General features: G+C 58.6%; 9 protein-coding genes. 7 read left to right on the top strand and 2 right to left on the bottom strand.

The window, feature by feature from the left end; all coding sequences use genetic code 11:
* Positions 1-4: 4 nt before the first annotated feature.
* Both msrB and ACIQ47_RS05395 read right to left on the bottom strand, forming a co-directional pair.
* Positions 5-412 carry a peptide-methionine (R)-S-oxide reductase MsrB gene (gene msrB, locus ACIQ47_RS05400; protein WP_396437171.1) on the bottom strand — a complete coding sequence of 136 codons (408 nt, stop codon included), beginning with the start codon at positions 410-412 and terminating at the stop codon, positions 5-7.
* Positions 409-1,956, bottom strand: a complete 1,548-nt coding sequence (locus ACIQ47_RS05395) for a YdiU family protein (RefSeq protein WP_396437170.1) — start codon at positions 1,954-1,956, stop codon at positions 409-411. Before ACIQ47_RS05395 ends, msrB begins: the two co-directional genes overlap by 4 nt.
* Before the next feature lie 121 nt (positions 1,957-2,077).
* On the opposite strand from ACIQ47_RS05395, the gene ACIQ47_RS05390 reads away from it, so the two are divergent.
* From ACIQ47_RS05390 to ACIQ47_RS05360, 7 genes are all read left to right on the top strand, one after another.
* Positions 2,078-3,706, top strand: coding sequence for a 3-(methylthio)propionyl-CoA ligase (locus ACIQ47_RS05390; protein WP_396437169.1), 1,629 nt, complete (start codon positions 2,078-2,080; stop codon positions 3,704-3,706).
* Positions 3,707-3,843: 137 nt separating this feature from the next.
* On the top strand, positions 3,844-5,076 hold the full coding sequence (locus ACIQ47_RS05385) for a branched-chain amino acid ABC transporter substrate-binding protein (RefSeq protein WP_396437168.1): 1,233 nt from the start codon (positions 3,844-3,846) through the stop codon (positions 5,074-5,076).
* Between the two features lie 194 nt (positions 5,077-5,270).
* Complete coding sequence (locus tag ACIQ47_RS05380; RefSeq protein WP_396437167.1) at positions 5,271-6,305, top strand: branched-chain amino acid ABC transporter permease; 1,035 nt, start codon at positions 5,271-5,273, stop codon at positions 6,303-6,305.
* Positions 6,306-6,309: 4 nt separating this feature from the next.
* Positions 6,310-7,602, top strand: a complete 1,293-nt coding sequence (locus tag ACIQ47_RS05375; protein ID WP_396437166.1) for a branched-chain amino acid ABC transporter permease — start codon at positions 6,310-6,312, stop codon at positions 7,600-7,602.
* A complete protein-coding gene (locus tag ACIQ47_RS05370) occupies positions 7,599-8,369 on the top strand; it encodes an ABC transporter ATP-binding protein (RefSeq protein WP_396437165.1) in 771 nt (256 codons plus the stop codon). The genes ACIQ47_RS05375 and ACIQ47_RS05370 overlap by 4 nt, the downstream gene beginning before the upstream one ends.
* Positions 8,369-9,064: an ABC transporter ATP-binding protein gene (locus ACIQ47_RS05365; RefSeq protein ID WP_108353753.1), complete on the top strand. Its 696-nt coding sequence runs from the start codon at positions 8,369-8,371 to the stop codon at positions 9,062-9,064. The genes ACIQ47_RS05370 and ACIQ47_RS05365 overlap by 1 nt, the downstream gene beginning before the upstream one ends.
* Before the next feature lie 120 nt (positions 9,065-9,184).
* Complete coding sequence (locus tag ACIQ47_RS05360; RefSeq protein WP_396437164.1) at positions 9,185-11,296, top strand: 3-hydroxyacyl-CoA dehydrogenase NAD-binding domain-containing protein; 2,112 nt, start codon at positions 9,185-9,187, stop codon at positions 11,294-11,296.
* Positions 11,297-11,433: the final 137 nt, after the last annotated feature.

Below are 11,433 nucleotides of genomic sequence, written 5' to 3'. Positions count from 1 at the left end.
TCGGTCAGGAAGGCTCGAAGTCTAACGAAGCGGAGTTCATGCAGTAGCGCAAGCCCGTGGGGGCGGGACCGTCCTCGAACACATGGCCCAGGTGCGCGCCGCATTGGGCGCAGACGGTTTCGACCCGGCGCATGCCGTGGCTGACGTCTACACGCTCTTCGATGGCGTTGTCGCTGGCCGCTAGCGAAAAGCTGGGCCAGCCGCAACCGGCGTCGAATTTGGTGTCCGAGCTGAACAAGGGCGCGTCGCAGCAGATGCAGCGGTAAGTGCCCTTGGACCAGTGGCCCTCGTACTTGCCCGTGAAGGGGCGCTCTGTGGCGGCTTGGCGGGTGACCGCAAAGGCCACCGGTTCTGCGTCTTTTTCGGCCAGCAGGTCACGCCATTCTTGGTCGGATTTGTTGATTTTTCTCATGAGGAACAGCTGATTTCCAGTTGGCCCGCCCAGTCGGGCGGCAAGTCAGCATAGGCTTCAAAGCCCGGATGCTCGTCGAAGGGTGACTGTAGCAAGTTGTACAGGGTGTCGATTTCCGAGAAGTCACCCGCCTGGGCTTGGCGGATGGCGATTTCGGCCAAGTGGTTGCGCAGCACGAATTTGGGGTTGCTGCGCAGCATCTGTTGGCCCATGGCTGAGAAGCTGTTTTGGCCTGAGCGTACGGTGTAACGCGCCAGCCATTCCAGCAGGCGAGGGCGGTCCAATACCAAGTCGGTCACGGCGCTCCAGCCCGCATCGGTCAAAGCAGCAGCAGTCGATTGCATCACCACGGCTTGGCTCAGTTGGCGCCAGAACACCGTGAAATCCACTTTTTCGGCCGCCATGAGTTGCATCAAATCTTCCACCAGCGTCCAGTCGGCTTCGCGCTCGGACTCGGGGGCCAAGTCGCCGATCAGGCCCAACTTGGCGCGCATGGCATCGCCCAAGTAGCGGGGGAACAGGGTTTTGTAGCCCTCCAGCACCAGCAGGGTCATCTCCTGGTCGTCGATCAACGATGCCAGGGCCTGGGCCAGGCAGTAAAGGTTCCAGTACGCCACATTCGGCTGGCGGCCATAGGCATAACGTCCCTGGTGGTCCGAATGGTTGCAGATGTGACCCGGGTCAAAAGCATCCAAGAACTGGAAAGGGCCGTAGTCGATCGTCAGGCCCAAGAGGCTCATGTTGTCGGTGTTCATGACACCGTGGCAAAAGCCCACCGCTTGCCACTTCGCCAGCAGTTTGGCGGTGCGTTCTTGCACCTCGTCCAGCAAGGCCGCATACACATTGCCCTGCCACAACGCTGCGCGCTCGCGGCACTCGGGCAAGTGGTGGGCTATGGCATGGTCGGCCAGGGCGCGCAGGCTGTCGGTGTCGCCTTGCGCCGAAAAATGCTCGAAGTGCCCAAAACGCAGGAAGCTGGGGGCCACGCGGGCCACCACGGCAGCGCTTTCCATGGTTTCACGCCGCACGGGCTCTGGCGAAGCCACCAGGCACAGCGCCCGGGTGGTCGGGATACCCAAACCGTGCATGGCTTCGCTGCATAAATATTCGCGGATGCTCGAGCGCAGCACAGCCCTGCCATCGCCGCCGCGCGAATAGGGCGTGCGGCCTGCGCCTTTGAGCTGAATTTCTTGTGGACCCTGGGCCGATGCGGCTTCGCCCAGCCAGATGGCGCGGCCATCGCCCAGCTGGCCCGCCCATTGGCCAAACTGGTGCCCGCTGTAGACCGTGGCCAACGGTTGAGAGCCGACCATCAGCGCATTGCCCGCGAAGGCTTGCAGGTGTTCGTCGTCAAACAGTGCGTTCGGCCAGCCCAACTCGACGCGCAAGGCTTCATTGCGGGCGGCCCAGCGCGGCGCGGCCACCGGCGTGGGCTGCAGAGGGGTGAAAAATCGGGAACCCAGTTGGGTCAGGCGGTGCGTCCAGTCCAGCACAGGCAAGTCGTGGGGGTGGCTGACGGGGGAGACCAAAGGGGGAGATGACATGGGGTGTGATTGTCACGCCCTTGACAAGCACCCGCGGTTTAGCGGGTTTTAGGTCGGGTTGGCGTTGAACTCGGGTGCACAATGACCCGATTGAAAAACCCCAACTGACAGGAGACACACCATGCTGGGACTGATGCAACAGCAATCGCTTTTGATTTCTGCGTTGATTGAATTTGCCGAACAACACCATGGCGACAGCGCGGTTGTTTCGCGTCGGGTCGAAGGTGACATCCACCGCAGTGATTGGGCCCAGGTGGCCCGCCGTTCGCGCCAGGTGGCCAACGCACTGGATGCGCAAAAGCTGCCTCAGGGCACCCGCATTGCCACGCTGGCCTGGAACGGTTACCGCCACCTGGAGCTTTACTTTGGCGTGAGCGGATCGGGCCGCGTGCTGCACACCCTCAACCCGCGCCTTCATCCGGAGCAGATGGCCTGGATCGCCAACCACGCCGAAGACCAGGTGCTGTGTTTTGACATGACGTTTTTGCCCCTGGTACAGGCGCTGCACAGCCATTGCAAAACCATCACCCACTATGTGGCTCTGTGCGACGCAGACAAGCTGCCTGCTGACACCGGCATCCCCCATTTGGTGAGTTACGAAGCCTGGATGGGGCAGCAGCCCAGCACCTACGACTGGCCGCAGCTCGATGAAAACACCGCCTGCAGCTTGTGCTACACCAGCGGCACCACGGGCAACCCCAAGGGCGCTTTGTACAGCCACCGCTCCACCGTGCTGCACGCGTATGCCGCTGCTTTGCCCGACTCGATGTGCATTTCTGCCCGCGACGCCATTTTGCCGGTCGTGCCCATGTTCCACGTCAACGCCTGGGGCATCCCCTACAGCGCGGCCATGGCGGGGGCCAAACTGGTGTTCCCTGGCCCTGCGCTGGACGGCAAGTCGGTGTACGAACTGATCGAAGCCGAGGGCGTGACCTTTGCGGCCGGCGTGCCCACCGTGTGGCAAATGCTGTTGGGCCACATGGCGCCCGCAGGCTTGAAGTTCAGCACACTGGGCCGCACCGTGATTGGCGGCTCGGCTTGTCCGCCCGCCATGATCGACGCCTTCCGTCAGAACTACAACGTGGACGTGCTGCACGCCTGGGGCATGACCGAACTCAGCCCACTGGGCACCGTCTGTACCCTCAAAAACAAGCATTTGAGCCTGCCTGCTGAGCAGCAGATGAAGCTGCGCATGAAGCAAGGACGCTGCATTTTTGGCATTGACATGAAAATCGTGGACGCCGAGGGTCAAACCCTGCCGCACGATGGCAAAGCCGCAGGTGATCTGCTGGTCAAAGGCCCCTGGGTCATTGAGTCGTACTACAAACAAGAAGGCGGCAACCCTTTGGTGGACGGCTGGTTCCCTACGGGCGATGTGGCCACCATCGACACCGATGGCTTCATGCAAATCACCGACCGCAGCAAAGACGTGATCAAGTCCGGCGGCGAATGGATCAGCTCGATCGATGTGGAAAACATCGCCATGGCGCACCCGGCCGTGGCCATGGCCGCTTGCATTGGCATGCGCCACCCCAAGTGGGACGAGCGGCCGATTGTGTGCGTGGTCAAGAAGCCCGGCGCTGAAGTCAGTCGCGAAGAGCTGATCGCTTTCTACGAAGGCAAAACCGCCAAGTGGCAGATTCCGGACGACGTGGTCTTTGTCGACGCCATTCCGTTGGGGGGCACCGGCAAGATGCTCAAGACCAAATTGCGCGAGCAATTGTCCGAGTACGTTTTGCCCGGACTTTGATGCAAAAATCAATCCGCACGCAGATAAGCTGTGCGGGTTAGTCGCTTGGGTGATAGCCTTAGTGCAAACCCCGAGTCCATTCGAGATTTCAGCGGTTACGCTGTTAACGTTTTGATTCACAACGCAGGAGACCTTGTATGAAAACCACCACCCGCATCATCGCCGCAGCCGCATTGGCCGCTTGCTCCTTGGGCGCTTTTGCCCAAAAAGGCGAAACCGTCAAAATTGCATGGATTGATCCGCTGTCCGGCCTGATGGCCCCCGTGGGCAGCAACCAGCTCAAGAGCTTCCAGTTCTTTGCCGAAAAATTCAGCAAGACCAACCCAGCCGGCGTCAAGTTCGAAGTCATCGGCATCGACAACAAGCTCAGCCCTGCTGAAAGCTTGAACGCGCTCAAAGCCGCTATGGACCAAGGCGTGCGTTACATCACCCAAGGCAACGGCTCTTCAGTTGCGGGTGCCCTGATCGAGGCTGTGAACAAGCACAATGAACGCAACCCCGGCAAGGAAATCATTTTCCTGAACCACTCTGCGGTCGATCCAGACTTCACCAACAGCAAGTGCAGCTTCTGGCACTTCCGCTTTGATGCCGACACCTCCATGAAGATCGAGGCCATGACCACCTTCATGAAGGATGACAAGGACATCAAGAAGGTTTACCTGTTCAACCAGAATTACTCACATGGTCACCAGGTCGTCAAGTTCGCCAAGGAAAACATCGCACGCAAGATGCCGGGTGTGCAAATTGTGGGTGAAGACCTGCACCCGCTGGCCCAAGTCCGCGACTTCTCGCCTTACATCGCCAAGATCAAGGCCTCAGGTGCCGACACTGTGATCACCGGCAACTGGGGCTCTGACCTGGCTTTGCTGGTCAAGGCGGCCAACGAAGGCGGCTACAACGGCAAGTTCTATACCTATTACACCGGTGTCACAGGCACCCCGACAGCGCTGGGTCAAGGCGGTGCAGGTCGCGTTTACCAGATCGCTTATGGCCACTACAACATGGGCGGTCAGATGGACAAGTGGTCCGCTGAATTCAAGCAAAAGTTTAACGACGACTTCTACACCCACTCCGTGGTGCGTATTTACCAAGCGCTGGGTGATGCCATGGCCAAAGCCAAGTCCACCGACCCGGTCAAAGTCGCGGCAGCTTTGTCCGGTCTGAAATTCTCGACCCACAACGGCGACGTCGAAATCCGCAAAGCAGACCACCAGTTGCAGCAACCGCTGTACATGACCGTCTGGCAAAAAGCGGACAAGAAGTTCCCCTACAGCCCCGAGAACACCGGCATGACGCTCGCCCCCGTGAAGGAATTCCCTTCTTATGTCTCCAGCACACCCACCAGCTGCCAGATGAAACGTCCTGGCTGAGGCGCAACGCCTGCCGCTGCCACTTTCTGAGTCACTCGCAAAAGTGGCTCAGGGTTTGGCGGATGGGCCAAGGCCCGATCACCTGAGGGTTCATCGGGCTTTTTTATGGGCTTTCGGGCCCATTGAGACCGAATTTGCCAGTGCAAGTTCAATTTTTTTAATGCTTTAGATCCCAAGGGTCTGGAAAGTTTGTGATGGAGTTTTTCATCATCTCCATGCTCAACGGCCTCAGTTACGGGCTGTTGCTGTTCATGCTCAGCTCCGGGCTGACGCTGATCTTCAGCATGATGGGTGTGCTCAACTTTGCGCACGCCAGCTTCTACATGGTGGGCGCTTATTTTGGCTACACCCTTTCACAGTGGGTCGGTTTTTGGCCTGCTCTGGTCATTGCCCCGATGCTCGTTGGGGCCTGTGGTGCTTTGTTCGAGCGCCTGACGCTGCGCAAAGTCCACCCCTTTGGCCATGTGCCTGAATTGCTGGTCACGTTCGGCCTGTCTTATGTGGTGCTGGAGTTGGTCCAGTTGGTCTGGGGCCGCACGGCTGTGGAGTTTCCACCGCCCGAAATTTTGCGCAGCTCAGCCTTCACGCTGATCAACCACTCGGCCAATGGCCTGAGCTTGGTCTGGGGCGCAGCGCCTGCCGAGATGTGCAGCGCAGCCGATGCCGCCATCCGCGTGGTCTGCTCGCCGTTTCCAGCCACACGCGGCTTCATGATGCTGGTGGCTTTGCTCATGCTGGTGTCTTTGTGGCTTTTGCTCACCCGCACCCGCATCGGCCTGGTCATTCAGGCCGCGTTGACCCACCCTGAAATGGTGGAGTCGCTCGGTCACAACGTGCCGCGCGTGTTCATGCTGGTGTTTGGTGCGGGCACGGGCCTGGCCGGGCTGGCGGGCGTGATTGGCGGTTCCACCTTTGTGACAGAGCCAGCCATGGCCGCCACCGTGGGCTCGGTCATCTTCGTGGTGGTGGTGGTTGGGGGCATGGGATCGTTGTCGGGGGCCTTTTTGGCGTCCATCCTGATTGGCGTGATCCAGACCTTTGCCGTGGCCATCGACTACTCTTTTTTGACACTGGCCAAGGACATGGGCTGGGCCTTGTCGGCTGCTACGCAGGAAAACTCCTTTGCCAAGCTCACGCTGTCTCAGGTTGCGCCCATCTTGCCCTACCTGTTTTTGGTGCTGATCCTGATCTTCCGGCCCAAGGGTCTGTTAGGTACTCGCGAGACTTGAAGCCATGGCATCTGTTTACAAATTCAAACCCTACAACGTCGGTCGCTGGGTCATCTGGAGCCTGTTCGCGCTGGTTCTGGTGGCTTCACCCTTGGTGTTCACCAGCAACTTGTCGACCACGATGCTCGCCCAAATGGGCATCGCCATCATTGCTTGCCTGTCCTACAACATTTTGTTGGGGCAAGGCGGCATGCTCAGCTTTGGTCATGCTGTTTACACCGGACTGGGTTCTTACATGGCCATCCACGCGCTCAATTCGGTGAGCGGCGGCCAATTGAACATTCCGGTCAGTTTGCTGCCCATCGTGGGCGGCTTGACCGGCATGGGCTTTGCCATCTTGCTCGGTTGGGTCACCACCCGCAAATCGGGCACCACCTTCGCCATGATCACCTTGGGCGTGGCCGAGTTGGTGTTCGCCATGTCGCTCATGTTCTCGGAGTTCTTCGGGGGCGAGGCGGGTGTTTCTGGCAATCGGGTGGCAGGCCAGCCATTTTTTGGCATCACCTACGGTCCGCAAATCCAGGTGTATTACCTGATCGCGGCCTACACCTTTGTGTGTGTGGCGCTCATGTACGCCTTCACGCAAACGCCGCTGGGCCGGATTTTGAACGCCGTGCGCGACAACCCCGAGCGCGTTGAGTTCATCGGCTACAACACGCAGCGTGTGCGCTACATGGCGTTCATCATCTCGGGCTTTTTTGCGGGCATCGCAGGCGGCTTGGCATCTTTGAACTTTGAAATCGTCACCGCCGAAGTGGTGGGTGCAGCCCGCTCGGGCGCTTATTTGCTGTTCACCTTTTTGGGCGGTGCGACCTTCTTCTTTGGTCCCATCATCGGCGCGGTGCTGATGATCATCGCCTTTGTGCTGTTGTCCGAGCTAACCAAAGCCTGGCTGCTTTACTTGGGACTGGTCTTCCTGTTCATGGTGATGTATGCACCCGGCGGCATTGCCAGCCTGATCATGATGAATCTGAGGGTGGCCAAGTTCGGCAAGTTGCGCCAGATCTGGACCAGTTACCTGGGCCTGGGTCTCACAGCCATTGTGATGTTGACGGGGGCGGGGGCCATGATCGAGATGGTCTACCACCTGCAGCTCAATTCGGCTTTGGGTGACACCGTCAAATTCATGGGCGCCACCCTCAACGCCAAGAGCCTGGACAGCTGGTTTGGCTCGGCTTTTGTGATGCTCACAGGCCTAGGCTTGTTCGAGCTGGCCCGCAGGCAGTTTGCACGCGACTGGGGCGTGATCCAGACCGATATCGAAAAAGAAATCAAGCGAAGGGAAACGGCCTTATGAGTTACGCCTTAGAACTCCGGGACCTGCGCAAGAACTTCGGCAAGACCGAAATCATCCGTGGCGTGAATCTGGCCGTCCATGCAGGCGAGCGTGTGGCCGTCATCGGTCCCAACGGCGCTGGCAAGTCCACGCTGTTCAACCTGATCAGCGGCCGCTTTGGCCCCACCAGTGGCGACATTTTGCTGAACGGCCAGGCCATCCAGAACAAGACGCCTTACGAGATCAACCGCATGGGGCTGTCGCGCAGCTTCCAGATCACCAACATCTTCCCCAAGCTGAGCGTGTTCGAGAACCTGCGCTGCGCGGTGCTTTGGAGCTTGGGCTACAAGTACAGCTTTTTCAAGTTTCTATCGAATTTGAAAGACGCCAATGAACGCACCGACGAGCTGCTGGACATGATCCATCTGGACAAAAAACGCGATGTTCTGGCGGTCAACCTGACCTATGCCGAGCAGCGGGCGTTGGAAATCGGCGTGACCATTGCGGGTGGCGCGGATGTGATCTTGCTGGATGAGCCCACGGCCGGCATGAGCAAGAGCGAGACCTCGCGATTCATCCAACTCATCAAAGACGTCACTGTGAGCAAAACCCTGCTCACGGTGGAGCACGACATGGGCGTGGTGTTTGGCCTGGCCGACAAGATCGCGGTGGTGGTGTACGGCGAAGTCATCGCCTTCGACACGCCCGAATCGGTGCGGGCCAATGCCAAAGTGCAGGAGGCTTATTTGGGCTCTCCGGTCGCAGACAACCAAGTAGGAGGCCACTGATGTTGCTGATCGACAACCTGCATGCCTATTACGGCAAAAGCCATGTGCTGCATGGCGTCAATTTTGAGGTGGGGCAGGGCGAGATCGTGGCCTTGCTCGGGCGCAACGGCTCGGGCCGCTCCACCACCGCCAAGGCCATCATGGGTCTGGTGGAGTGCGAAGGCCGCATCGACTGGAAAGGCCAGCCCATTCAGGGCAAAAAGGCCTATGAAATTGCCCACCTGGGCGTGGGCTATGTGCCAGAGAACCGAGAAATTTTCCCCAAGCTGACGGTCAGCCAAAACCTGCAATTGGGGCAAAAACGAAATGGGCAAAACGGCCGCTGGTCGTTTGACGACATGTTCGCCATGTTCCCTCGCCTCAAAGAGCGCGAACACAACGAAGCCGGGGTGCTCTCTGGCGGTGAGCAGCAAATGCTCACGCTGTGCCGCACCCTGATGGGTGACCCTGACCTGATCATCATCGACGAACCCACCGAGGGACTGGCCCCCAAAATTGTCGAGCTTGTTGGCCAATTTCTTTTCAGTCTCAAAGCCAAGGGGGTATCGGTCTTGCTGATCGAGCAAAAACTCACCATTGCCATGAGCATTTCGGATCGCGCCTTGGTCATGGGCCATGGGGCCATCGTGTTCCAGGGAACACCCGACGAACTGCGGGCCAACACCTACATTCGCAAGGAATGGCTGGAGGTTTGATCCTGACTTTGCCACGTCTCTGGTGCGACAAAAATTTGCCGTTCAGGGTTTTTTTATGTCTACAATGCACAAAAACGAACGGTCGTTCTTTTTTAATTTTTCACGCAAAGGAAGTCCAGCATGACAGCTGAATACAAAGTGCATGGCGATGTCGCGGTCATCACCCTGATGAACCCGCCCGTCAACGGTTTGGGTCTGTCCACCCGCATCGGCATCACCGATGGGCTGGAAAAAGCCAACAACGACACCGCCGTCAGAGCCATTGTCATCACCGGTGGCGGCAAGGCCTTTTCTGGCGGAGCCGACATCCGTGAATTTGGCTCACCCAAGGCGACTCAAGAACCCAATTTGTTGAGCGTGATTTCCGCTTGCGAAAAATCTGTCAAGCCGGTTGTGGCGGCCATCCACTCGGTCGCCATGGGTGGTGGCTTGGAGCTGGCTTTGGGCTGTCACTACCGCATTGCCGCGCCAGGCACTTCTATTGCCTTGCCTGAAGTCAAGCTGGGCCTGATCCCCGGCGCGGGCGGCACCCAGCGCCTGCCTCGTGTGATTGGCGTGGAAGCGGCGCTGAACATGATCGTCAGCGGCGAAGCCATCAAGAGCGAAATGCTGGCCATGTTACCTGGGCAAAAGCTGTTTGATGCCATGGCCCAGTCAGCCGAAAGCCTGCCCGAAGAAGCACTGGCCATGGCCCGCAAAGTGGCTGCCGCTCACGCCGACGGCTCGCCCTTGCCAATGGTGCGCAATTTGCCTTGCAAGCACGTGCAGGGCGATGCGTATTTCCAGTTCACCCGCAACATGGTCAAAGGGATGGCCAAAAACCTGCCTGCGCCGCTCAAGTGCGTGGACGCTGTCGAAGCCGCGACGAAGAAAAAGTTCGACGATGGCATGATTTTGGAGCGTGAGATTTTCACCAACCTCATGTTCACCCCCGAAAGCCGCTCGCTGCGCCACATCTTCATGGCCGACCGTGCGGCCAGCAAGATCGCAGATGTGCCCAACGACACGCCTCAGCGCAACATCCAGAGCGTGGCCGTCATCGGTGCTGGCACCATGGGTGGTGGCATCTCGATGAACTTCTTGAACGCGGGCATCCCGGTCAAGATGCTCGAAATGAAGCAAGACGCGCTCGACCGTGGCGTGGCCACCATCCGCAAAAACTACGAAGCGCAAGTCAAAAAGGGCAAGCTCAAGCAAGACAAATACGAGCAGCGCATGGCCTTGCTCAGCACCACTCTCAGCTACGATGACATCGGCCAAGCCGATCTGGTGATTGAAGCCGTGTTCGAAGAAATGGGCGTGAAAGAAGCTGTCTTCAAGAAGCTGGATGCCGTCATGAAGCCCGGCGCGATTTTGGCCTCCAACACCTCCACCTTGGACGTGAACCAGATTGCCAACTTCACCAAGCGCCCACAAGACGTGGTCGGCATGCATTTCTTCAGCCCCGCCAACGTGATGAAGCTCCTGGAAGTGGTGCGCGGTGCGCAAACTGCCAAAGACGTCATGGCCACCGTCATGGCCATCGGCAAAAAAATCAAGAAAACCTCGGTGGTTTCGGGTGTGTGCGATGGCTTCATCGGCAACCGCATGATCGAGCAGTACAGTCGCCAAGCCGGTTTCTTGATCGAGGAAGGCTGCACTCCCGCACAGGTGGACAAAGCGGTCGAGAAATTCGGCTTTGCCATGGGCCCTTTCCGAATGGGCGACCTGGCTGGCAACGACATTGGCTGGGCCATTCGCAAGCGCCGCTACACCGAAAAACCCAACCTCAAGTACAGCAAAACCGCTGACTTGCTGTGCGAGATGGGGCGTTACGGCCAAAAGACGGGCGCAGGCTGGTACGACTACCAGACTGGCAAACGCGACGCGATCCCCAGCGCTGTGGTGGTTGAAATGATCGAAAAACACCGCGCTGCTTTGGGGCTAACACCCCGCAAGATTTCCGACGAAGAAATTGTGCAGCGCTTGGTGTATTCCTTGGTGAACGAGGCTTGCCACATTCTGGAAGAGGGCATAGCCAGCAAGGCCAGTGACATTGACATGGTCTACATCACCGGCTACGGTTTCCCGTTCTGGCGCGGTGGCCCCATGTTGTATGCCGACACTGTGGGCTTGTTCAACGTGGCTGAAGCCATGAAGCGTTTTGCCAAGAACCCACACGACGACGCCCAATTCTGGCAACCCGCACCTTTGTTGGCGCGCTTGGCGGCCGAAGGCAAGACATTCAATTGAGGCACGTCTGGCGTTGAGGGTTCAGTTTGCAGCTTGAGTGTTCAGCGTTCTGCGTTGAGCGTCCAAAGACCAATTAGCTGCTCGCAAAACGCACAACGCCTAACGCTGAACGCACATCGCTCAACGCTCAAAACAAG

It is taken from the genome of Limnohabitans sp. (genome assembly GCF_044373035.1).
Classification (GTDB): Bacteria; Pseudomonadota; Gammaproteobacteria; order Burkholderiales; family Burkholderiaceae_C; genus Limnohabitans_A.
This window is presented reverse-complemented; position numbering and strand designations above follow the sequence as displayed.